This is a genomic window from Streptomyces sp. TP-A0356, assembly GCF_001417775.1.
Classification (GTDB): Bacteria; Actinomycetota; Actinomycetes; order Streptomycetales; family Streptomycetaceae; genus Streptomyces.
On the sequence record NZ_BBZJ01000015.1, the window covers coordinates 188,693 to 211,287 of the forward strand.

General features: G+C 69.4%; 17 protein-coding genes. 10 read left to right on the forward strand and 7 right to left on the reverse strand.

Features of this window, described 5'->3' with window-relative positions:
* The first annotated feature begins 38 nt into the window (after positions 1-38).
* Positions 39-1,652, forward strand: coding sequence for a right-handed parallel beta-helix repeat-containing protein (locus tag ASC56_RS09415; RefSeq protein ID WP_055490800.1), 1,614 nt, complete (start codon positions 39-41; stop codon positions 1,650-1,652).
* 39 nt (positions 1,653-1,691) lie between these two features.
* Here the strand turns inward: ASC56_RS09415 and ASC56_RS09420 are convergent, their stop codons facing one another.
* Both ASC56_RS09420 and ASC56_RS09425 read right to left on the reverse strand, forming a co-directional pair.
* Positions 1,692-3,146, reverse strand: a complete 1,455-nt coding sequence (locus ASC56_RS09420) for an FAD-dependent oxidoreductase (RefSeq protein WP_055491069.1) — start codon at positions 3,144-3,146, stop codon at positions 1,692-1,694.
* A 302-nt stretch (positions 3,147-3,448) separates the two neighbouring features.
* The gene (locus ASC56_RS09425) at positions 3,449-4,666 is read right to left on the reverse strand and encodes a polysaccharide pyruvyl transferase family protein (RefSeq protein ID WP_107309220.1); all 1,218 of its coding nucleotides are present in this window, start codon (positions 4,664-4,666) and stop codon (positions 3,449-3,451) included.
* 395 nt (positions 4,667-5,061) lie between these two features.
* Between ASC56_RS09425 and ASC56_RS09430 the strand changes: the two genes are divergently transcribed.
* Positions 5,062-5,475, forward strand: coding sequence for a hypothetical protein (locus ASC56_RS09430; RefSeq protein ID WP_055490801.1), 414 nt, complete (start codon positions 5,062-5,064; stop codon positions 5,473-5,475).
* Positions 5,476-6,078: 603 nt separating this feature from the next.
* Here ASC56_RS09430 and ASC56_RS09435 read toward each other — a convergent pair.
* Complete coding sequence (locus ASC56_RS09435) at positions 6,079-7,761, reverse strand: recombinase family protein (RefSeq protein ID WP_063784952.1); 1,683 nt, start codon at positions 7,759-7,761, stop codon at positions 6,079-6,081.
* Here ASC56_RS09435 and ASC56_RS09440 point away from each other — a divergent pair, their 5' ends adjacent.
* Positions 7,762-8,094, forward strand: coding sequence for an antibiotic biosynthesis monooxygenase (locus ASC56_RS09440; protein WP_234376902.1), 333 nt, complete (start codon positions 7,762-7,764; stop codon positions 8,092-8,094).
* Positions 8,095-8,376: 282 nt separating this feature from the next.
* Here the strand turns inward: ASC56_RS09440 and ASC56_RS37775 are convergent, their stop codons facing one another.
* Positions 8,377-9,168 (reverse strand): C39 family peptidase, encoded by a 792-nt coding sequence (locus tag ASC56_RS37775; protein WP_079102393.1) that lies wholly within the window; start codon positions 9,166-9,168, stop codon positions 8,377-8,379.
* Between the two features lie 243 nt (positions 9,169-9,411).
* Here ASC56_RS37775 and ASC56_RS09450 point away from each other — a divergent pair, with 243 nt between their 5' ends.
* From ASC56_RS09450 to ASC56_RS09470, 5 genes are all read left to right on the forward strand, one after another.
* The gene (locus ASC56_RS09450) at positions 9,412-10,272 is read left to right on the forward strand and encodes an LLM class flavin-dependent oxidoreductase (RefSeq protein ID WP_055490805.1); all 861 of its coding nucleotides are present in this window, start codon (positions 9,412-9,414) and stop codon (positions 10,270-10,272) included.
* A gap of 263 nt (positions 10,273-10,535) precedes the next feature.
* Positions 10,536-12,443 carry a glycoside hydrolase family 5 protein gene (locus ASC56_RS09455; protein ID WP_055490806.1) on the forward strand — a complete coding sequence of 636 codons (1,908 nt, stop codon included), beginning with the start codon at positions 10,536-10,538 and terminating at the stop codon, positions 12,441-12,443.
* Positions 12,444-12,534: 91 nt separating this feature from the next.
* Positions 12,535-13,449, forward strand: coding sequence for an NAD(P)H-binding protein (locus ASC56_RS09460; protein ID WP_055490807.1), 915 nt, complete (start codon positions 12,535-12,537; stop codon positions 13,447-13,449).
* Between the two features lie 88 nt (positions 13,450-13,537).
* On the forward strand, positions 13,538-14,092 hold the full coding sequence (locus ASC56_RS09465) for a TetR/AcrR family transcriptional regulator (RefSeq protein ID WP_234376903.1): 555 nt from the start codon (positions 13,538-13,540) through the stop codon (positions 14,090-14,092).
* Between the two features lie 105 nt (positions 14,093-14,197).
* On the forward strand, positions 14,198-15,418 hold the full coding sequence (locus ASC56_RS09470; RefSeq protein ID WP_055490809.1) for a GDSL-type esterase/lipase family protein: 1,221 nt from the start codon (positions 14,198-14,200) through the stop codon (positions 15,416-15,418).
* Positions 15,419-15,581: 163 nt separating this feature from the next.
* On the opposite strand, the gene ASC56_RS09475 is transcribed toward ASC56_RS09470, so the two are convergent.
* The 3 genes from ASC56_RS09475 to ASC56_RS09485 form a co-directional block, all read right to left on the reverse strand.
* Positions 15,582-16,136: a hypothetical protein gene (locus tag ASC56_RS09475; RefSeq protein ID WP_055490810.1), complete on the reverse strand. Its 555-nt coding sequence runs from the start codon at positions 16,134-16,136 to the stop codon at positions 15,582-15,584.
* 9 nt (positions 16,137-16,145) lie between these two features.
* The gene (locus ASC56_RS09480; RefSeq protein ID WP_055490811.1) at positions 16,146-18,266 is read right to left on the reverse strand and encodes a helix-turn-helix transcriptional regulator; all 2,121 of its coding nucleotides are present in this window, start codon (positions 18,264-18,266) and stop codon (positions 16,146-16,148) included.
* A 210-nt stretch (positions 18,267-18,476) separates the two neighbouring features.
* Positions 18,477-20,114 (reverse strand): APC family permease, encoded by a 1,638-nt coding sequence (locus tag ASC56_RS09485; protein ID WP_055490812.1) that lies wholly within the window; start codon positions 20,112-20,114, stop codon positions 18,477-18,479.
* Between the two features lie 419 nt (positions 20,115-20,533).
* Here ASC56_RS09485 and ASC56_RS09490 point away from each other — a divergent pair, with 419 nt between their 5' ends.
* Positions 20,534-20,926 (forward strand): TraR/DksA C4-type zinc finger protein, encoded by a 393-nt coding sequence (locus ASC56_RS09490; protein WP_055490813.1) that lies wholly within the window; start codon positions 20,534-20,536, stop codon positions 20,924-20,926.
* A 363-nt stretch (positions 20,927-21,289) separates the two neighbouring features.
* Positions 21,290-22,561, forward strand: a complete 1,272-nt coding sequence (locus tag ASC56_RS09495; protein WP_234376904.1) for a multicopper oxidase family protein — start codon at positions 21,290-21,292, stop codon at positions 22,559-22,561.
* The last annotated feature ends 34 nt before the right edge of the window (positions 22,562-22,595 follow it).

Below are 22,595 nucleotides of genomic sequence, written 5' to 3' on the forward strand. Positions count from 1 at the left end.
GGCCACCGGGGGCCGGCGCCCCCGAGAGGAGGGTCCCGATGTCCATACCCCTGACGGTCGACGCCCGCGAGTACGGCCTGGTCGGTGACGGGACGACCAACGACCAGCCTGCGTTCGAGAGGCTGGTGGACGCGCTCGGTGACGCCTGCGCCGCCGACGGCCGTCCCCGCACCCTCCGCGTCCCCGCCGGCCGCTATGTCATGCGGGACCGGCCCACGGTGTGGCGCAGCGGTGTGTCCCTGGTCGGGGCCGGGCGCGGCGCGACCTGCTTCGTCCTGTGCAATCCCGGCAGCCCGACGACACCCGTGCCGCTGGCCTGGTTCACCTCCCAGCAGCACGGGGCGAGCCGGGACAACCACCTGGCGGACATCACCTTCGCGCACTTCGAGATCGACGGCTCGGGCGTGCGCACGGCGGGGTACGACCCGCTGGCGAAGGGGCTCGGGATGCAGTACGTGCTGCGGGGCCGGTTCAGTGATCTGTATGTGCACGACACCGCGGCGACCGGTTTCGGCTGCGACTTCCTGCAGGACACGGTCGTCGAGGGGGTGCTGTGCGAGCGGTGCGGGCGGCAGGACTCGGGCGAGGAGATGGGAGGTGCGGGCATCGGCATAGGCATCGGCGGCTGGGGCATGGTCGAACGCCTCACGGTGACCACGTGCACCGCGATCGGCAACGGCACCAACGGCATCTTCGTTGAGTTGCAGCGGGAGTACTGGCCGCCGCCGCGCGGCATCCGCATCACCGCCTGCCACGCCGAGGACAACCGGTTCGGCATCTCCGACTGGGGCGCCGACGGGCTGCTGGTCACGTCGTCGACCATGATCGCGAATCACGATGCCGGGTTCGACGTCTCCTCGCAGGGCACGTCGGGTATCGGCGGGCGGGGCGGCGTCGTCACGGGCTGCGTCATCGACGGCAACGTGGGCGACGGCATCGGGTTCGGCAACACACCCGGGCCGTACGCGCTCCGCGGCAACCGCATCAGCAACAACGGACAGTACGGTTACCGGCAGCACAACCTGGCCGGTGGCGACCAGGAGACGGCCACGGACATCGTCCTGGAGGCCAACGACATCCGGGACAACGCACTCGACGGCGTCCGCGTCGACGCCCCACTGCTGGATCCGTCCCTGGTGGCCAACCGCGTCCGCAGCAACGGCCGCCGGGCCGCGCCCGCCACCTCCGGCGGTGGCGAAGGAGTGCGCTACGACGACTTGTCCATGACGGACGACCACGCCGACTGGCCGGCGGACGGCCATCGCGGCAAGCGGCTGGTGGTGGGCAGGCAGAGCGCGGTGGTCGTCTTCAACACCGCGACCGGCCTCTCACTGGCTCCGGTGCGTCCCGGAGCGGGCACGGCCTGGAGCGACGGCACGCCCGCACCGGGCTCCGCCTACCGGCTGCCCGGTGCCCCCGGACCGCGCTCGGGGCTCACGGTCGCGGCCGCGGTGACCGGGGCGCAGATGCACGGCAACCGCATCTGGGACCCCATGCGGCCCCCGACCCAGACACACGCCATGTGGATCACCGCCGAAGGCAGCTGGACGGGCGGCCGGGTCTCCGACAACGACTTCGGCGGCAACGCCTCCTACGCGATGCGCTTCGACACCCCGCCCAGCGGCGGCCGCTGGCGCGACAACGACACATGACCGCGGCCGGCGGACGGCTCCTGCGGTGGCCCGTCGCCGTCAGCAGGGCACACGTGCCCCGTCGGCCGCCACACAGCGCAGCCGTGCACCCTGACGCAGCAGCTCCTCCTGCACGAGGTGGTGGGGCACGTCCCGCGGGCGTCGGCCCAGACGCGCGGCGAGCGCCGCGCACACGCCCGCGGCCTGGCCCGTCGCCATCGCGATCGGCATGACGCGATAGGAGGAGTGGGCCACGTGCGTGCCGGAGATGCAACGGCCGGCCACCAGCAGCCGCTCGGTGTCCCGCGGCAGCAGACAGCGCAGCGGGATGTCGTAGAAGCGGCCCCGTGGTACCCGTTTGAGGACGGTGCCCGAGCCCTCTGGGTTGTGGATGTCGACCGGATAGGCGCCGTGCGCAACGACATCCGGGAACGTGCGGGCCTCCAGGATGTCGTAGCCGGTCAGCTTGTAGTCGCCCAGGATGCGACGGGTCTCCCGCACACCGATCTGGGTGCCGCTCTGCACGACGTACGACTCCTCGAATCCCGGCACCCACTTGCGCAGGAAGCGGTCGATCTGGGCCATCTGGTGGCGGGCGACGCACTCGGCGCGGGTGAGGTCCCACACGTCGGTGCCCAGCGCGTCGGTGACGCGGGTGCTGTTCACGCTCACCTCCCGCGGGTGCGGTGTGGCGAAGAACAGTATGTCCTCGCGCGGCAGCTGCAGCTCGCCGGCGGCCGTGGCCTGCTGGACGAGGTCCCACAGTCCGTGTACGCCGTGCCACTGGTCGGGATGCTCGCGCACGTATTCCATGAATCTCGGCCTGAGGCAGTCGGCGATGCGGAACATCAGTGTCATCGGCTGCACCCGCCCGTCCTCGGGCCGGCCGATCTCGTAGGGAGCTCCGCAGGACGCGGCGACATCGCCGTCGCCCGTGCCGTCCACCACGACGCCCGCGTCGATGACGACCGGCCCGGACTTGGACTCGAAGACCACCCGCCAGCCGTCGTCCAGCGGGAGCGCGCCGGAGGCGAAGCCGTGGAGCAGCAGGTGTACGCCCGCCTCGTCGAGCATGTCGAGCAGGACGAGCTTGAAGATCTCCGGGTCGAACGGCACGGTGTAGCCGGTGTCCAGCGACGGCGGGATGATGCCGCCGGCCGCGTTGAGCCGCTCCAGCAGCTGCCACAGGAAGCCGGCGACCACCGCCTCGCCCTCCCCGTGGTCGGTGGGCAGGAGCCGGTCTCCGGATTCGCCTGACTCGGTGAACACGGCCTGCTTCTGCTCGTTGTGGAACGACATCAGCGGCATGACCAGCGCGACGGTCGCGTTGCCGCCGAGGAAGGCGTAGCGCTCCACCAGCACCACGTCGGCACCGGCCTCGGCCGCGGCGTGGGCCGCGGCGGTTCCGGCCGGTCCGCCACCGACGACCAGGACGTCCGTCCGGCCGCCGTGCTGGGCCGGACGGGGCGGCAGGGTGATGGTCCGGCGCTGTGCGGGTGGTTCCAGGTTCGGCATCGGTTCTCCCGTCGGCTTGTGTCCGGTCGCCTGTCGGCCCGTGTCCGGTCTGGCCCGTCGGCCCGTTTCCACTCTCCCCGTCGGCTTGTCTCCGCTCTCCCGTCGCTTGTGTCCGGTCGCCTGTCGGCCCGTGTCCGGTCTCGCCCTTCGGCCCCTTTCCGCTCTCCCGTCAGCTCGTATCCGCTCTCCCGCCGGCTCGTTTCCGGTCTTCTGTTGCCCTGTTGCCGCTCTTCCGTCGCCTCGTGCCCGGTCTCCCGCCGTCCTTGCTGGTACGCAGGTCGTCCGGCCTGCACGTCGAGCCGCTATCGGCCTGCGGGGCCCTGGCCGAAGAGGCTCAGGCCGGGCTCGGCCGGCTGCGGTGTGCCGCTCGTGCCGCCGTCGATGCGATCCAGAAGGGTTCCACAGCGTGCCCCGGTCTCCTCGGCGAGCGTCTGCAACCGCTGGACCCGGGCGTTCAGCTCCTCTCTCCGCTGCGGGAACTCGTCCCACAGCCGGTCGACCTCGGCCAGCAGCAGACCGGCCTGCTCACGGGCCACACCGACCAGCGCCGGTGCCCCGATGCGCCGTGCGAAGTCGAAGACCTTGCCCGAGTACGGCAGCGGCAGCACGGGCAGTCCGGAGACCGCGGCGAACATCAGGAAGTGCAGGCGCATACCGACGACGAGGTCCAGGTGGTTCATGAAGCCGAGCACCTGCCCCGGGCTGTAGACGTTGTGCAGGATCCGCCCCAGGTCCGGCGCGGTCATCCGGGACAGCACACCGTGGGAGTGGCGCACGTCGTGGCGTTCCATCGGCACGAACACCACATGCGCGTCCAGACGCCGTACGAGGAAGTCCGCCACGTCGGCGAGCAGAGCGTGGTAGTCGCCCTCGTCGAGCTTCTCCGCCGCCCGGCCCGGTTCTCGTACCGACATTCCCACCAGGCGTACGTCGGCGGGAACGCCTTCCTGGCGCATCATCTGCTCGGTGAAGGGTTCCGACGGCAGCAGCAGCGCCGGGTCGGCGGTGACGGTGAGCTCGCGATCGATGCCCACCTCCTCCAGGACCAGCCGCGACTCCTCGTCGCGGACCACGACATCGTCCATCGCGGGCAGCACCGCACGCACCGCTTCGCGATCCTCCGCCTCGCGCAGCGGGCCGGCTCCCACGGCGTAGGCGAAGGTGTGCACGCCGCAGGCCTGTGCCGCTCTGACCAGCCGCAGGTACCGGCGGGCCTCGCCGTCGTAGAGGATCCCGCCGCCGCCGAGCACGAGCAGGTCGAGTTGTGACAGGGCGTCGAGCAGCGGCTTCTGGGGCACGCCTTCCCAGTCCACGACCTCGTCGGCGTCGGGCTGGTGGCCACGGGTGTGTTCGGCGTTTCGGCTGAAGACCACGAGCCGGGCCCGCGGGCGGTGGGCGCGCAGACGACCGAGGACGCACATCAGGATCGCCTCGTCGCCGACGTTGACACCGCCGTACGAACCGAGCACGCCGATCCGCACATCGGACGGTGCGGGAGTTGGTCGCTGCGTGCCACTCATCCGGCACTCCTGTGGGGCGGAGCTGGGAGGGGGGCGCCGGACCCGGTGCCGGAGGACGCGACGGCCGGGCTCGGCCCTGGGGATGGGGTGGGGGCTGCCTGGCGTCGGGCCCCCTGTGTTGCCTTCTGGTCCCGGGGCGCTCCGGCCGATGAGGAACGCCCGAGGGGGAAGAGACGGGGGCTGGCCGCCCCGTCGGACAGGGGCCGGCACGGCCCACACCAACGACGACTCGATCCAGTTCACTCTATCGGCAACGCGAGCGTCCTGCTCCGTCACCGCGAGCTCTCCGCACCCATCGGGTGGGGCCCGACGACGTCGTCCGTCACCAAGGCTTCGAGCAGGACAAAACGGGCACCCGCACATCTGTACGACCCCGAGGCGAGGACCGATATCCGATGACCGAGTACGAGCGTTCACGCACCATGCCGGCGCTGCCCGAGCACGTCTTCGAGCAGGCCGCCAACGTCGACCAGCTGGACGGCTGGCTGCCGCACGAACTGCATGTGCACGCGGAGGACCCGCCCGCCGTCACCGTGCACGACGATCACGCCGAGCAGGACACGTCCGCGCTGCTCAGTGCCCGCCGGGACCAGATGCGACTGGAGTGGGGCACCCGTGACGAGGGCTACTACGCCGGGTGGCTCCAGGTCGCCGGCATCGACGGCGGGGCGAGCGAGGTGACCGTACACCTGTCGTTCTTCGACGACCGCCACGACCCGGGACAGCGGTCCGCGCACGAGGCCCTCGACACCAGTCTGCGGCGCCTGGAGGAACAGGTACGGCTGCGGGTCGAGCCCACCGCGGGCTGACCGACGGCTCCCGTTTCGGTGTGGGGTCGGGCCGGGCGCGTGAGCCCTCCGGTCGGCGCCCGGCGAAGCCCCGCGATGTACGAGCCGCTCCCGGTGAGACGCGCCGGATCTGATCACGCTGCGTGAGGTCTCCACCCCCGTGCGCCGAAGAGACTGGCCGCCGGAGGAGTGACGAAGTGACGGTTCGGATGCCACTTCCGGAATCCCTATAGAACTCCTTAGGGATTTGCGGGATGGGGGTCCAATCGTCACTTCGTCACTTTGAGCAGGTCAGAGGGTATGTGGATCTTGCCCCGGAAAACCGCTTCGTCACGCTCGCTGGCTCCAAGGGTCGCCGCTGACGCCGCGAAAGCGACGGAAAGGTAACGAAGGGGTGGCTTGCTGTGACGTGATCACACGTAGCGATCAACGCGCACCCCGCTGTGGGGCGTCCATTGAGTGCCCAAAATTTGGGGCGGAACCGGGGAAGCTCTGAGTGACTACATGGGGCAGGAGCGAGTTGAACACCTACACGCTGTACGGCCGTCTGAGGCATGAAAGAACCCCGCTCGACCAAATCCCGCTAGGGATCGACCAAACGGGGCTCAGGGGGTGCTCAGGCGCCTACTTGGCTGGCGCCTCTGCCCAATGCACAGTCACCCGATCCTCCGTGTTCGCGTGCCGGCCACGGCCGATGGACTTAGCGATGGTGATGCGGTCGAGGAAGAAAGCCAGGAAGCTACGTCGCTGCTCCAGGTCCCAACTGCCCCACGTCGACTCCGGCCCGATGGGGTCGCCTTCCGGGGCCGTCCACTCCGAGGGGATGACCACGGTGCCGCTCTCATCCCGCCCCAGCTCAGCCACGCGCTCACTCACGCGAGCCTCATGGGCAGTCAGCCGCTCGACGGATTGAGCGAACATGGCCGTGCCGGTCGCCCCGGCGTACAGCCCTGCCTGCCGGTCGGCATACAGCGTGCGGAGGGCTTCCCGTACGTGCTCCAACTCAGCCCGTGCGGCGGCTAGTTCGGCCTGTCGCTCGCCCGTGTCTGCCTGGGCGGCAAATCGGCGCGCTGCCTCACCAAGCCATTCCAAGTCTTCACGGTCCTCGGGGTCCAGCGCACTCAGGCGCGACCACACGGTGCGGGCGACCACGTCGTCGGCGGCTTCCATACTGATGGCCAGGCCACCATGTCCCGGCACAGCGCCGGACTGGGCCCGGTTGCACCGGTAGAGCTGCTTGCCGTTGCGTCGGTCGGTCACCATGGACGATCCGCACACCCCACAGAACAGCATCCCTGCCCCGCCGAGCAGCGACGGCACAGACCGGCCAGCCTGCCTCACAACCTGCGGCGTACGGCCGTCTAGAACGTCCTGGAGGCGCCACCAGTCATCAGCGGGAACGATGCCCTCATGTGCTACCAGGGGGGCGCCGGAATCGTCGCGCAGAATGACTCGCTTGGCGCCCTGGCGTTCAGCGGCATAGCCAGCAAGGCGAGGATCACGCAGGATGCGCAGCACGGTCGAGGACACCCACGCAGTGTGCTCCAGCGGCTTGCTTATGCCCCTGCCCCGCCGGGCGGCCACGCGCGCTGTCATGTCCGCCGCTTTGGTCGGCACGCCGTCTGTGTTCAGCCTGCGGGCAATGGCAGATGCGGCTATGCCGGACAACGCCCATTCGACCATCTGGCGCACGTGCGGTGCCTCTGCCGGGTCCGGGACCAGCTTGACCACCACCAGGTCCCCGCGCGGCTCACGGCTCGACTGGAAGCCGTACGGGGCCATGCCGGACACGTGGGAGCCAGCAGCGCGCAGGGTCTCTTTAGTCGCCGTGATGTACGCCGACTTCAGGTCTGACTCTTGCTGAGCCAGCGCAGCGATGAGGCCGAAGATCGCAACGCCCATGGGAGTAGACGTGTCCAAGTAGGGCTCTTCGACGCTGACGAGCAGTACGCCGTATTTGGCAAGTTCCTCGTTGATCAGCATCGCTTCGAGGGCGCCCTGTCGGGTGAGCCGGGACAGCGAGAAGACAACCACTGCGTCTACGTGTCCGGCGCGAACGGCGGACATCATCTCTTCGAACGCGGGGCGGACCACTTTGGGGTCCCAGCCGGATTTGCCCACGTCAGCGAAGTGACCGGCGTTGTCCCAACCCTTGGCTGTGATCAGCGCCTCGCACTTGGTCCGCTGTGCTTCGGGGGACGACGCGGAGTCGTCCTCACGCTTCCTTGACTGTCGGATGTAGGACACTGCGCGCACATGGTCCAGATTAGGGGTCCAGTCGGAGACCCGTTTGACGAGAGGTGTCATGTGCCTAGCGTAGTAAAAATCAACGTACTGACCGTCCCCGCCGAGCAGCGGGAGACGCTGGAGAAGCGCTTCGCCTCCCGCGCCCATGCCGTGGAGAGCTCCGACGGGTTCGAGTGGTTCGAACTCCTCCGGCCGGTCGAAGGCACTGACAATTACCTCGTCTACACGCGGTGGCGCGACGAGGAGTCCTTCCAGGCCTGGATGGAGGGCCCCATGAAGACGGCCCACCAGGGCGGTGGCGCCGACAGCGGCGAGCGCCCCAAGCCTGCGGCGAGCGGTTCCACGCTGTGGTCCTTCGAGGTCGTGCAGCAGGCGGCGCCGAAGAGCGCGTAGACAGGTCCTCGTCGGCGACAGGGACACCGGAGTCTCCCAGCCCGGCGCGGCGCGCGGTCGGCGGCGAACCGGGGCCCGGGCCATCGCCGATCCGCGCCGGACGACTCGTGCCGCGAGGCCGGTCGCGGTCGTCGTACGGCCCAGACACAGCCGGAACGACAGACCGCCGGCCAGCCGTGCCCACGTCCAACCCCTGCCGATGAGGAGCTGGGCGAGGTGGTCGCGATGCGCCCATCGACCGCACCGGCGCCGAGGCGTGCCACGAGCCGCCGCGGACGGTCTTCAACGCGCGATCACGGCCATGTTCCCGTAGGTGGCGTAGGCGGCGGCGAACGAGCTCAGGGGGATGGTGAGTTTGCCCCTCGACGGGTCGTTGACCGTCACCGTGTTGCCGGAGAATCCGGTGACGACGACCGAGTGTTCCGCGGGGCCGGCGTACGGGACGCGGGTTCCGTCATAGGCGGTGTACGACGTGGTTGCCGCCCGGCGCCAGAGATAGTCGACCCAGGCGATCGCGGGGTGTCCTTGGGCAACCTGGGTCTGCAGTTGCCCGATCGAGATGCCTTGTCCCGCCGCGAGCACGCCCAGCCCGAAGGATCGGGCCGCAGACGCCACAGGCGGGTAGTACACGCCGAATCCGGTACCAGCTTTCTCCGAACCGTCAGGGTTCCCCACGAAGGAACGGAAGGGGTTCCCGGACAAGGATCCGGAGCGACCGAATTGAGTGTGACTCCGGTCGACCCCGATCTGGTTCAGAATCTCTTGTTCTCCGGTGCGGACGCCTCGCGCGGCAAGAACCATCCGCAGGGACGCCGCTTCGCAGTTGTTGCGCAACTGCATCCCGTACAAGGGAACATCACTTGATGCCGTCGTCGAGCGCGATGTGCTCGGTGACGTCGAAGGGGGCGGGCTGGTGTGCCCCTGCGGCGGCGTGGGTCCGGGTGTCACGGCCGTAGCCGATGAACCTGACGCGAGGACCAAAGTGCCCGCGGCCATACCGCTGACCATCGTGAGGGCGATTCGTCGGGCCGGGCCTATTCGCGGTCTCATTCTCTGCGACGGCTTCGCTCGCATTCTCAACCTCCTAGGGTGGCACACGATCGGCCACTCATCGTGACTCTATGTGTCTCACCTGGAGCAAGCCTTTGGTGCTGCGCCGTACGGGCGAAACGAGAGCGGCCGTCCGGCGGGCAACTGCTGGTCACGAGTGGGTTCCCGCGAGAAGAGCCGAGAATTGCAGTTGCAGGTGCTTGCGGCGAGGTGTGGGCGTGGCCTTGGCGGAATGCTGTCGCTGCGGTCGCCGTCTACGCTGAGGTCATGGAACTAGGCGTCAACGTTCCGAATTTCGGGCCTGGGACCGATCCGGATGTGCTCCTGCGATGGGCACAGACAGTGGAAGGCCTCGGCTTCGACTTGCTGATGGTGTCGGACCATGTCGCGGTGACCGCCGATGTCGCCGCGCAGTACCCGGCGCCGTTCTACGAACCCTTCACCACCCTCTCGTATCTGGCCGGGGTCACCCGTCGTGTCCGGCTGGGCACCACCGTGCTCATCGCCCCGTACCGGCACCCGCTGCTCGTCGCCCGCATGGCCGCCAACCTCAACCAGTTCAGCGGGGGACGGCTGATCCTCGGCGTCGGCGTCGGGTGGGCGCGCGAGGAATTCGAGGTCCTCGGCGTTCCGTTCGAGAAGCGCGGGAAGCTGACGGACGAGTACCTCCAGGTGATCCGCAAGGCCTGGGAGAACGAGGACGACTACCGCGGCGGAGGGATTCCGCTCTGGGTCGGCGGCAACAGTGCCGCCGGGATACGCCGAGCGGTGCGGCTCGGCGCGCCGTGGCATCCGCTGCGCATCGGCCTCGAATGGCTTCGTGACGCGGTGGAACGGATGAGGGAGATCGCGGCGGAGGAGCAACGACCGGTGCCCGCGCTGGTCCCCCGCATCCTCCTGCGCTTGACCGACGAGCCGGTCACTCGCCCCGACCGGCTGGCGGGCGAGGGCACGATCGAGCAGATCATCGATGACCTCGAGCAACTGCGTGGGCTCGGCGCGGAGACCGTCGTGCTCGATCCCTTCGGCGGCGATCCCCGGGAGACCCTCCACCCGGAGGTGGCTTGGCAGGCTCTCGCGACCGTGGCCGCCCAACGGCACCGGATCTCGGGGCGCACGTCGTCGTAGGAGCACATCCACTCGTCGTGGACGCCGCCCCACCACCAGCGCTCGCGGCGGCGGGTGAGCATCTGCCGAAGCGGCGCCGCGACCGGTAGGTCGCTCTCAGGGGTGCCGAGTGAGAGTGGTTCCTTCGTAGACTGGCGGGCACCGCCCGGTGGACGGCCCGGTCCGGCCGTTGCGCCGGGAACGGCCGAGACGCGTCGCGCACGGACGTCCCGACGGCGGCGCCGCACCACCCCCCACCCCGTCGCTCGTTCGCAGAGGTCCTCATGCCGACCAGGCTTGTCCAGTACCTGACAGGTGCCGCAGTCCTCCTGCTGCTCACCACAGCGCCCGGGGCGGTCGCCGCCGCCCCGGAGGCTGTCGCCCCGAACGCTCGTGCCGCTGCCCCGGCCCCCGACTCCTGGCAACCGCCGTTGTCCACCCGCGGCCGGTACATCGTCGACGCCGCGGGCAACCGCTTCCGGCTCAGGTCGGCCAACTGGGACGGCGCACAAGGCTCGTGGACGGGGAGCGGCAGCATCGCCGATTCCGCCAACCACCACGCCGGCCAGAACTCCTACGGCATACCCCTCGGCCTGGACCGCACCCCGCTGCCCAAGCTGCTCGCCGACTTCCACCAGCTCGGCATCAACAGCATCCGGCTGCCGTTCTCCAACGAGATGGTCCACGCAACGGCCCCCGTGCCCGACCTCGCCGTCGCGGCCAACCCGCAACTGCGCGGCAGGTCGCCCCTGCAGGTCTACGACGCCGTGGTGGCCGCCCTCACCCAGGAGGGGTTCGCGGTCATCCTCAACAACCACACCAACACCTCCCGGTGGTGCTGCGGCATCGACGGCAACGAGCGGTGGAACAGTCGTCAGTCCACCCAGCAGTGGGCGGACGACTGGGTCTTCATGGCCCGCCGTTACGCCGCCAACCCCCGTGTGGTGGGCGCCGACCTGTACAACGAAGTACGCCGCGACATCCTGGACGATCCCAACTGGGGCCTGGGCGACGACCACGACTGGTACGCGGCCGCCCAACTCGCCGCGGACCGCATCCTCACCGAAGCCGACCCCGATCTCCTCATCGTCATCGAAGGGATCAACTGGACCGGCCTTCCGGTCGACGGGCTACCGCACGGCCGCCCCACCCTCACTCCCGCACGCGCGCTCTCGCACACACTCGTCGCCACCCACAAGCTGGTCTACTCCGCCCACTTCTACGGGTACACCGGCCCCAACCACAGCGGCGCCACCGGAACCGGCGAGACCCACGACCCCCGCTACCAGGACCTCACCCGCGACCAGCTCCACCAAGTCCTCGCCGACGAGGCCTTCTTCGTCACCGAAGAAGGCCGGCACTTCACGGCGCCCGTGTGGGTCAGCGAGTTCGGCATCGGGGCCGGCGAATCCGGCGCCGCCGCCCGCACATGGTTCGGCAACATGACCGACTACTTCGCCGACCACGACGCCGACTTCGCCTACTGGCCGCTCGTCGGTTGGGAGGGCCACGACGACTGGGCCCTGCTGCGCTACGACTCGACGGGGCGCAGATACGGCATCCTCGACCAGGCCGACTGGCGCGGTACCGCGTGGCACCACCTCATGACCTCACCGACACGCACCGGCGCCGTCACCCCTGTGCCGACCTGGCGCATGCTCACCACCGACCACGGCGACTCCGTGCAGTCGCTGCGGGTACGAGCCGGCGGCGACTGGGACGCGGGCGCCTACAAGGCGGCCTGTCCCGACGGCCTGCGGCTGATCGGCCTCGGCCATACGGGTGGCCGCGGACTGTGCGCCGACATCAGCGCCGGTGATCTGCGCGCCGCGGGCAGCGCTCAGACGGTCGTCACCGACGAACGCTACGTCCCCGCCGATGGCGACTGGGCTTCTGGCTACACCAAGCTCCAGTGCCCCTCCGGCCACTTCCTCGTCGGCTACAGCCGCCGCGGCGAACGGATGTCCGCGGCCCTGTGCGTGCCCGCACGCGCCCAGCTGGGTGCCGCCGAGCGGACCGTGTGGTTCGACCGGTCCGACAACCGGCCCGCCGATGCCGCCGGCGGCGACTTCGCCCACGGCGACTACAAGGGACAGTGCGCTGCCGACGAGTACGCCGCCGGAATCGCCTTCACCACGCGGCTGGGCAGCAGCCCAGGTCCCGCGGCCCTGCTGTGCCGCACGCTGTCGTGAGCACCCACCAGCCGCAAGCGTGCCGGCCAGCGTGCCGACCACGGAATCGGAACGCCGGGCTCGATAATCACCGCGAACAGGAGGAAGCTCGATGCCCGACAAGAGTCCGATTCTCGTGACCGGCGCCGCGGGAAGTGTCGGAGCCGTCGGCCGGACCGTGGTGGAACTTCTCCGGGACAGGGGCGCTCCCGTCCGCGCCTTCGTCCGCCGGGAGGACGAGCGGGCCGAGGCGCTGCGCGCCACAGGCGCAGAGGTGTTCGTGGGTGATCTGACCCTTGCCGGAGACGTCGGGCGAGCCATGGAGGACTGCCGGCGCGTGTACTTCGGCATGGGTGTTTCCGCCCAGTACCTGCAGGCCACGGTCACCGCGGCAGCCGTCGCCCGCGGACACGGACGCCTCGAAGCGTTCGTCAACATGTCGCAGATGACGGTGAGCCAGATGACCGTCGCGAGCACATCCGAGTCGATCCAGCAGCGACAGCACTGGCTGGCCGAGCAGGTCCTGAACTGGTCGGGCCTGCCCGTCGTGCACGTCCGGCCCACCGTGTTCATGGAGAATCCGATCTTCCAGCTCGCGTATGCCTCGATCAGGTCGAGCGATACGATCCGTCTGCCGTTCGGCTCCGGTAAGACCTCTCCCATCGCCGCGCGCGATGTGGCGGAAGTCGTCGCGACGCTCCTCATGGAGCCGTCCCCGCACCTCGGGAACCCCTACCACCTGACCGGAGCGAACTCCCGAGACATGACCTCCATGGCCGCCGAGTTCTCCGCGTCGCTGGGCAGGACCATCACCTATGTCGATGTTCCCTATGACGAGTGGGTCCGGCGGGAACTGGCCCCGCTGGATCTTCCCGGCCATGTGTTTGAGCACCTGTCGACGATGGCGCGTCTGCATCAGGAGAATCGGTACGACCGCGCAACGGACGACGTGGGTGAGATCATCGGACGGCAGCCGTCCAGCGTGGAGGACTTCGTCGAGAGCAATCCCGAACTGTTCGCGAAGTGAGCGATCACCTCTCCCTAATGGCCTTAGGTAGAGGGAGTAGTCTTCTGGGCGAGCGGGGAGGGAGCCTTTGGAACGCACACGCGCAGGGGTGACCGTTGAACGTCTGACCCGGGCGGCGGCGGACCTGGCCGATGAGGTCGGCTTCGAGAACATGACCGTCGCGGCGCTGGCGCGCCGGTTCGATGTCAAGGAAGCCAGCCTCTACTCGCACATCAAGAACGCCCGTGACCTGAGGACACGGGTGGCCCTGCTGGCTCTGGCGGAACTCGCCGACAAGGTCGCGGCCGAGCTTGCCGGTCGCGCGGGCAAGGACGCGCTGGTGGCCTTCGCGGGTGCCTACCGGGACTACGCCAAGCGGCATCCCGGAAGGTACACGGCGGCCCAGCTGAAGCTGGACCCCGAGACGGCGGCCATGAGCGCGGCCGGTCGGCACTCGGAGATGACGCGGGCGATCCTGCGCGGCTACCAGCTGTCGGAGCCCGACCAGACGGATGCGGTACGGATGCTGCACAGCACGTTCCACGGCTATGTGAGCCTGGAGACCGCAGGCGGGTTCCGCCACCACCCGCGCGCGGCCGAAGCCTCCTGGTCCAGAACGCTGGACGCCCTCGACAGGATCCTCAGGGACTGGCCGCCGGCCTGACGACGAGGACCACCCGGTACCGGCGGGCCCGGACCCACCCCTCACACTCATCCCCGACGTCGATCCGACCGACCATCGAGTACGACAGGAAACGCCGCAGAACTCATGGACCATCAGCGCGCCTCCGTCCCCGGCCCTTCCACCACGCCCCAGACGAGTTGGATCACCACACCCATCACCGCGGACCTCCTGCGTGGTCAGCTCGATCTGGAGCGCACCGAGCACGGTCTGCTGCCGCACCGGCTGCCTGCCCGGGCCCGCGCACAGTCCGCCGACGGGCAACTGGCCATGGCGGAGGCCCAGCCCTCCGGCGTTCGGCTGGTCTTCCGCACCCGGGCCACCGCCGTCGAGCTGGACACGCTGCCCACCAAGACGGTCTACCAGGGCGCCCCGTCGCGTCCGGACGGCGTGTACGACCTGCTCGTCGACGGTCATCCGGCCGGCCGGGGAAGCGCGCCCGGTGGCAACGTCCTGATGGTGGACATGGCCACCGGCTCCGCGGAAACGCGGCCCGGCCCGGTCGGTACCGTCCGGTTCACCGGTCTGCCCGAGCGGGTGAAGGACGTCGAGATCTGGTTGCCGTACAACGAGATCACCCAGCTGGTCGCCCTGCGCACCGACGCGCCCGTCGAAGCCGTGCCGCCGGGAGGCCGCAGGGTGTGGCTGCACCACGGCAGTTCGATCAGCCACGGCTCCAACGCCGAAAGCTCCGCCACGACCTGGCCGGCGCTGGCCGCCTCCCTCGCCGGTGCGGAACTGATCAACCTGGGCCTGGGCGGCTGCGCCCTGCTCGATCCGTTCACCGCCCGCGCCCTGCGGGACACCCCCGCGGATCTGATCAGCGTCAAGATCGGCATCAACCTGGTCAACACCGACCTGATGCGTCTGCGCGCCTTCACCCCGGCGGTACACGGCTTCCTCGACACCATCCGCGAAGGACACCCGAGCACGCCACTGCTGGTCGTCTCGCCCATCCACTGCCCCATCCACGAGGACACCCCCGGCCCGAGCGTCCCGGACTTCAGCGACCTCGGCGCCGGGAAGCTGCGGTTCCGGGCCGCCGGCGACCCCGCGGAGCGCGCCGCCGGGAAGCTGACGCTGGGCGTCATCCGTGCGGAGCTCTCCCGTATCGTGCAGCAGCGGGCGATCGACGACCCCCATCTGCACTACCTCGACGGCCTCGAACTCTACGGCGAGCAGGACTTCGCGGAGCTGCCGCTGCCCGACCAGCTCCACCCGGACGCCGCCACGCACCACCGTATCGGCGAACGCTTCGCCGAGCTGGCCTTCGGCGCCGACGGACCGTTCGCCGACCCGCATGCCTGACACACCTGCGCGCCGACTGCCGACGCCTTCGTCCTGCATCGGCGAAGGCGACCCCTCCGGCGATGAGTCGGGCCCGCCTCGGACGTGTTCGGCCGATCGTGCCTCTCGCTGAGGTGACCTCGACCGAGGAGGCGTGATGGGGGCAGTGGAGACGAGTCGCCCCCTAGATGCCCAGGTCGAGTTCCTCGATGTTGTTGAGGTGCACATGCAGCCCGGGGGCGCGGCGGTTGCGGTCGCGGAAGTACATCTCGCCCAGGCCTTCGGCGAGGATCTGCTGGAGTTGCTGCTCGGGGACGCCCGTGTCGTGGGCCTCGAAGAGCCGGGCCGCGTACTCGGGTGGCAGGGCCTGGCTGATGTACCGGACGCGGGGGTCGTCGGTGGTGCCGGGGGCCGCGGTGAAGCCGAACTGGGCGCGGGTGGAGACGAAGACACCGGTGGCGGTGGCGGCTCTCTGCTTCGCCCTCTCCCTCACTCTCGGCTGCCAGCGTTTGCGGACCTCGGTGGCGAGCTTGTCGGCGAGCTGCTTACGCGGTCGCTTCAGCCGGCCGACCACGTAGCGCTCCACCGTCCGCTGGGAGACGCCGAGCAACTCGGCCACGGCCCGTGTCCCCTTGAGCTGCCTGACGAGGAACTTCATCTGCGCCTGGGCGGACTTGGGCATGGGGCGGGTGAAGTGCTCGGCCTCGGCTCTCTCCAGGCTCTCGCCGATGGTGACCATGGTGTCGGCCTACTCTCCTGAGTCCATGGCGGTGACGGTGCCGGTCTTGATGTAGCGGGCGAGGTTGAGGAAGTCACCGTGTTCTTCCCTCAGGCCTTCCGCCCACAGGACGGTCTGGGTGCCCTCGTGCTTGACCATTCCCGGCGAGACCCCGAGCCGGAAGCCGCCGGGCAGCGGCTTGCCGTCCTCGTACGGCAGGAAGTCCAGCGGAGAGGGGCCGTCGGAGGCGTACACGGCGCAGTCCGACAGGACCGCCACCGGGTACTGTCCTGTCGCCCGGGCGAGCTTGAGCATCTTGCGGTGCATGTTGACGCGGGCCTTGGAGATGACGGCGGCGCGGATGTCGGGGCGCCAGGTCGGCCGGTCCAGTGCCGGCCAGCGTTGGCCGGGCCGCCAGCCCTGCCGACCGCGCTCGCGCAGCTTCCCGATGCCGCCCTTCACGGTCGCCTTGATCGCGGCCAGCACGATGGCCAGTTCGGGGTCGGCCTCCTTGTGGCCGGCCATCGCGTCAAGGAAGGCGGCCGGGTCCAGGTCCGGGGTGACGCCCAGGTCCGCCATCGTCGCCACGTAGGCGTCGCGCAGCCGGGTGTACCAGCCGTCCAGGTACGCGGCGTGCTCGGGCCGGATGTACGCCTCGATCGGCCTCACCTCATGGCCGAGCTCCACCGCGTACGCGACCGTCGGCGTCGCGTACCAGGCCGGGCCCTCGGGCTGCTCGCCGTCCGGGGTGAAGGGGCTGGGCAGGCGCGGGTCGAAGCGGATGCGGGAGAGGTCGACCAGCCACGAGCCGGGCAGGTTCGGGTCGAAGCGCGGGGTGTTCACGTGTACCGGGGCGCCGAGCCCGACCAGGGTGCGGTTGGCGGCCGCGGCGAACGCCATGTTGACGTCGATCCCGACCAGGAACGGCTTCATGCACTCCTCGTCGGTCAGCGGCCGCGCCCAGTCGTAGGCCTCCTCCCGCAATACCTCAGCCGGGGTGCGCTGGTGGAACCTCGGCAGGTCGGCGAGGAGCGGGTGAGCGTCGGGGGCCTCGCACGGGGCGCAGTCGACCGCCTCGGTCAGCGCGCCCGGGTTCGGTGCGGACACCCATCTGCCCGTCCCTTCGTCCTGGACGGCGCGGGTCGGGGGGCGCAGTGCCGTCATCAGCTCCAGCCCGGTGACGGCGGTGGAACCGCGCGGTGTCATGACCCGGGTCGCGTAGGTGCCCAGGACGCGGGCGAGTTCGGCGGGCGGCAGATCGGCGGCGTCGCCCCAGTGCCGGAAGTCCAGCGCGTGCCAGGAGGGAATGCACAGCTGGACACAGGTGCGCTGGGCGCCCTGGGCGGGCCGGTAGATCCGCGCCCACGGGCCGAATCCGCGCCGGGTGAGCTGCCAGTCGGCCTTCTTCACCTGCTTGACGACCTTGTGCGACTCCGGGATCCGGCCCGCCAGGCGCTCTTCGTCGCTGAGCGCGGCAGGCAGCCCGTAGCGCTCGCAGGCGGCCTCGGTGAGCACGAGCAGGGGGTCGGCGTCCTTGCCGTTGCGGTGCAGACGCGGCTGCCCGAGCTTCGCTTCGGTCAGCGTCCACTCCACCAGCGCCGGGACCGACTTGGCGGGCACATCGAGGACCAGGCCGCCGACGCAGTACGCCGAGACCTCGCCGTCGGCCGCGTCGATGACGGCGAGTGGGCCGTTGGCGAAGCGGGGGTCGACCGGGGGCGCCGTGGTGGCGGGCTTCTTCGCTGTCTGGTGTGCACTGGAGCGGCGCGCCGTGGATGACGGCCTGGTGCTGCGCGCGGGCTCCTTCGTGGTGGCCGCCGGGGGCTGAGCAGGCGCGTCGGCCGGGCCGTGGAAGGGTTCGGGCGCCGCGGCTGCGGGAGCCGTGGTGCTGTCGGGGGCGGGGAAGCGCGCGGCGAGGCCTTCGAGGAGCCGGGCGTAGGCGGCGCGCTTCGGCGGCCGGGGCTCGGTCTTGCCGGTCTCCCAGTTCCCCACGGCCTCCCGGCGCGTGTTGAGCGCCTTGGCGACCTGATCCTGGGTCAGCCCCGCGGCCTCACGCAGTCTCTTGCGCTCGGCGGGAGCAGGCAGGTCGTCCTGCGCGATGTGTTCCAAGAGTGCGTCGACAGCACTGAACAGCTCCTCCTGGCCGGACATCGGCGCCTCCCTCGTGGCCCCTCAACCTACCAGGAGACGCACGGTCGATCGCTCACGAATCGCTCATGGCGCCTGGGACGCCACGGTCAGGCAGCCGTCAGCTGTTCTCGTCCCCGCCCAGATCGGTCCGCATCGCGAGGCTCCCGCATACGACGGTGTCCCGTCGGTCGCGGCCGGGTGGCTGCGACTGACGGGACACGTCGGGGCCGGTCAGTGGGCCGGTGCGTCGGTGACCACGACCTCGTCGATGCTCCGCTCGATCTCCTCGGGGCGGGACGCGGTCGCCTTCGCCCAGTAGTAGATGACCACGGAGAAGGCCGCGACGACCAGGATGTCCCACCACAGAGGGATGTGGCCCTGACCGCCGAAGCCGCCCTGCCAGGAGATCAGGCCCAGGCCCGCCAGGTAGCCGGGCAGCCACTGGGCAGCCTTCCAGTCCATCCGGGGCGCGTCCGGCCGGCGCTTGGCCGTGGCGTAGAGGGCGTAGCTGCCGAGGAGCACATAGCCGAGGATGATCGCCACGCCGAGACGCCACAGCGTGTCCCAGCCGGCCCAGTAGATGATGAGGTTGGCGACCACGAAGGACAGCGGGGAGATCACCTTGCCGGCAGGCAGGCGGTAGGGGCGCTCGTGGTGCGGGAGCCGGTCGGAGAAGACGCCGTAGGCCAGCGGGGCGCCCGCGTACATCAGGACGCTCGCGGAGGTGATGAAGCCGACCAGCTGCTGCCAGCTCGGGAAGGGCAGGAAGCAGATCACGCCGGTCACGAAGGAGACGACCAGGCCGAACCACGGCACACCGCGGCCGTCGGTGAGCGTGAATCCCTTCGGCGCGTAGCCGTTCTTGGACAGCCCGTAGGAGACCCGCGAGGTCGCGGTGGTGTAGATCAGACCGGTGCCTCCGGGGGAGATCACGGCGTCGATGTACAGCACCACGCCGAGCCAGCCGAGGCCGACCAGCGTCGCGAGGCCCGCCCAGGGCCCGCTGATGCCCGGGAAGTCGAGCTTGTCCCAGCCGTGCGCGAAGGAGCTGAGCGGCAGGGCGCCGATGAACACGACCTGGAGGAGCACGTAGATGGTCGCGCCGATGGCGACCGAGCCGAGGGTGGCACGCGGCAGGTCACGCTTCGGGTCGCGGCTCTCGCCGGCCAGCTGGATCGCCTGCTCGAAGCCGAGCAGGGCGAAGATGATGCCGCTGGAGCTGATGGCGCTCAGCACGCCCTTGGCGCCGAACGGGGCGAAACCGTGGGCGGTGAAGTTGTTCGGGTGGAAGTTGCTCACCGCGATGATGAAGATCGTGGCCAGCGGCACGGCGATCTTCCACCAGGTGGCCGCGCTGTTGGTGTGGGCCAGGATCCGCACACCAAGGAAGTTCACCAGGACGAATACGGCCATGAGGACGACCGCGACGATGAAACCGCTGACGGTCAGGGTTCCGTTGGCGTTCTGGAAGCCCTTCGCCCAGTCCCAGTGTCCGGCGTAGCCGATCATGGCCTCGACCTCGATCGGGGCCACGGTCGCCGCCTGCAGCCAGGAGAACCAGCCGAAGGACATGCCGGCCAGCCCGCCGAAGGCGTAGTGCGGGTAGCGGGCCGTGCCGCCCGCGACCGGGAACATGCCGCCGAGCTCGGCGTGCACGAGCGCCAGCAGGACGATCGCCACGGTGCCGATCAGCCAGGAGATGATGGCTGCGGGGCCGGCCAGCACGACGGCCTTCTCGGCGCCGTAGAGCCAACCTGAGCCAATGATGGAACCGACCGAGGCCCACATCAATCCGATCAGACCGACATCGCGCCGTAGACCGGTACGGTCCCGCGTGACATCGGGGGTTGCATGGTCAAGGTTCACCATGTCAAGGGGCCTCTCACTCTTTGAACAGCGAATTAACGCGCAATGGCGGCTCAGACTAGGAATCCTGAGCCACTCGGCAGAAGACTCTTGCCGGAGATTTGACTGTTCCACAGGGACATCTTTGGGAGAGATTTTGCACAGGTCAGCCGGGGTGGCGGAATGTGGCTATTCAGTGACCCAATGCAAGAAGAAGGTGAGACAGGAGGCCCCGCACAGGGATTGACGGCGTCGTTCCGGCCCCCGGAACCGCAGCGGTGGCCAGGGCTGCCCGGACAGTCGGTCGGGACTCCGCCGCTCCGCGCGGCGCGCATCCTCGGCGACGACGTCCCCTGGCCGCGGCAGTACCCACGTGGTCGCCGGCGCCGTTGGACAGCGACCTGGGTGCGGAATCCCCACGGGCACCCTGACGTTACGTATATATGCGTGATTCATCCCGTGATGTCGTTTCCTCCGCGATCGAGCGCGAGTCGGTGTGCGAGCTGCTTGCGGCCGACCGTGCCGGCACGCTCGCGCAGATCGCCGCGCTGAGCCGTGAGTTCGACGGCATCGTCGAGGCGAACGCGCTGGTGGCGATCGACGACGAGCACGACCCGGAGGGCTCCAGCACCGCCTTCGAGCGGGCCCATGTCGCCGCCCTGCTCGCGCAGGCGCGCGAGCATCTGGCCGATCTGGATCGGGCGCTGGAGCGTTTGGATCGAGGCGAATACGGACGGTGCGAGGGGTGCGGCGGGCCGATCCCGAAGGAGCGTCTCGAAGTGCGTCCGGCGGCCAGCAGGTGTGTGCGCTGCGCCGCAGCCTCGCCACGCGGATAGTCATCCGGCGTCGCGTCGGTGTGCCGCCCGGCCGGCGGCACACGCCCGTCGGCCGCCCGGGTGCGCCCGATCAGCCGTCTGAGGATGCGGCGTGCCGCAGGAGCGGGTGTGATGATCACGGCGAAGATCGGAATCTCCCTTATCGCCGCGCCCATGCACCCCGGCCCACCTGCGGAGACACTGATGAGATCTCGACTGAAGCTGACGTGCCCGGCCGCTGCCGCACTGCTGGCACTCGCAATGGCGCTGTCCGGTTGTGACGGCAGGCCGTCGCCGTCATCGGCCGCAGGGGCATCGGCGTCCTCGGGGTCCTCGGCACAGGCTTCCGCGACACAGGGTGCCCCGTTGCAGGATCCCCCCGAAGTGGTGAGTCACGACGGGCTCCTGCGGACACGGATCATCGTGGAGCGGCGGAAGGTCGACGTGGCGGGCAGAAGACTGTGGGCCCTCACCTACAACGACCGGTACATGCCCCCCACCCTCCGGATCCGCCCGGGCGACAGGGTCGAACTGGACTTGGTGAACCGGGTGAGCCCCTACACCAATCTGCATGTGCACGGGCTGCACGTGTCACCGAGCGGCAACGCCGACAACGTTCTCCTCCACGTGCACGCCGGTGAGACATTCCACTACTCGTACCAGTTCCCCAAGACCCTCAAGCCCGGCACCTACTGGTATCACTCACACGCCCATCCGATTTCGGCGCCCCAGGTGGCCGGGGGAATGGCGGGGGTCATCGTCGTCGACGGACTGCAGCAGTACCTGCCACCGGCTCTGCGGCATCTCACCGAACACGTCATCGCGCTCAAGGACTTCCAGATCGAGGGCGACGCGGTGAAGACCAAGGGGCTGCACATCGGCGCGCCCACCAATCGTACGGTCAACGGCCAGTTGAACCCCACCATCCCCATTCGGCCCGGCGAGGTCCAGTTGTGGCGGCTGGCCAACATCAGCGCGAACATCTATTACAAGGTCAGCCTGAGAGGCCAGCGATTCCTGGTGATCGGTCGCGACGGATTTCCCGTCGACCGCACCTTCGCCTCCGACAGTCTTCTCCTCGCAGCCGGCAGCCGCTACGACGTGCTGGTGACCGGCGGCCAGGCCGGCAGTACCGTGCTGGAGACGCTCCCCTACAGCACCGGGCCGGCCGGGAACCAGTTCCCCCAGGTGAACCTGGCCACCGTGGTCTCCTCGGGGACGCGGGTGCCGCCGGTGACGCTACCCTCCGCCTTCGCCCCGCCGGAGGACCTCAGCCGCCTCCCGATCGCCGTCCGCCGCACGATCGTGTTCTCCGAGAACAAGGCCGGGACGCAGTTCTACATCAACGGCAAGCAGTTCGATCCGAATCGGGTGGACATCAGGTCGAAGTTGAACACCGTCGAGGAGTGGACCGTCCGCAACGACAGCAATGAGGAACATTCCTTCCATGTGCACACCAACCACTTCCAGTTGATGAGCAGCAACGGCCCGGTTCACCTCACCCTCAGCCGCCAGGACGTCGCCAATGTCCCTGCCAAGGGCCGGATCGTGATCCGTATCCGATTCACCAACTACACGGGTAAGACGGTCTTTCACTGCCACATCCTCAATCACGAAGACCAAGGGATGATGGCCATCCAGCAGATCGACAAATGACCGGCCCGGGCCCGCGATCCGGCGACCGCGCTCA

Excerpts from the sequence above, each read along its gene's own strand:
- ASC56_RS09415 (WP_055490800.1), top strand. The coding sequence starts at position 39 with ATGTCCATACCCCTGACGGTCGACGCCCGCGAGTACGGCCTGGTCGGT.
- ASC56_RS09480 (WP_055490811.1), bottom strand. The coding sequence starts at position 18,266 with ATGTCCGGCCAGGAGGAGCTGTTCAGTGCTGTCGACGCACTCTTGGAA.
- ASC56_RS09475 (WP_055490810.1), bottom strand. The coding sequence starts at position 16,136 with ATGGTCACCATCGGCGAGAGCCTGGAGAGAGCCGAGGCCGAGCACTTC.
- ASC56_RS09455 (WP_055490806.1), top strand. The coding sequence starts at position 10,536 with ATGCCGACCAGGCTTGTCCAGTACCTGACAGGTGCCGCAGTCCTCCTG.
- ASC56_RS09450 (WP_055490805.1), top strand. The coding sequence starts at position 9,412 with ATGGAACTAGGCGTCAACGTTCCGAATTTCGGGCCTGGGACCGATCCG.
- ASC56_RS37775 (WP_079102393.1), bottom strand. The coding sequence starts at position 9,168 with ATGCGAGCGAAGCCGTCGCAGAGAATGAGACCGCGAATAGGCCCGGCC.
- ASC56_RS09420 (WP_055491069.1), bottom strand. The coding sequence starts at position 3,146 with ATGCCGAACCTGGAACCACCCGCACAGCGCCGGACCATCACCCTGCCG.
- ASC56_RS09460 (WP_055490807.1), top strand. The coding sequence starts at position 12,535 with ATGCCCGACAAGAGTCCGATTCTCGTGACCGGCGCCGCGGGAAGTGTC.
- ASC56_RS09425 (WP_107309220.1), bottom strand. The coding sequence starts at position 4,666 with ATGAGTGGCACGCAGCGACCAACTCCCGCACCGTCCGATGTGCGGATC.
- ASC56_RS09470 (WP_055490809.1), top strand. The coding sequence starts at position 14,198 with ATGGACCATCAGCGCGCCTCCGTCCCCGGCCCTTCCACCACGCCCCAG.
- ASC56_RS09490 (WP_055490813.1), top strand. The coding sequence starts at position 20,534 with ATGCGTGATTCATCCCGTGATGTCGTTTCCTCCGCGATCGAGCGCGAG.
- ASC56_RS09435 (WP_063784952.1), bottom strand. The coding sequence starts at position 7,761 with ATGACACCTCTCGTCAAACGGGTCTCCGACTGGACCCCTAATCTGGAC.
- ASC56_RS09430 (WP_055490801.1), top strand. The coding sequence starts at position 5,062 with ATGACCGAGTACGAGCGTTCACGCACCATGCCGGCGCTGCCCGAGCAC.
- ASC56_RS09485 (WP_055490812.1), bottom strand. The coding sequence starts at position 20,114 with ATGGTGAACCTTGACCATGCAACCCCCGATGTCACGCGGGACCGTACC.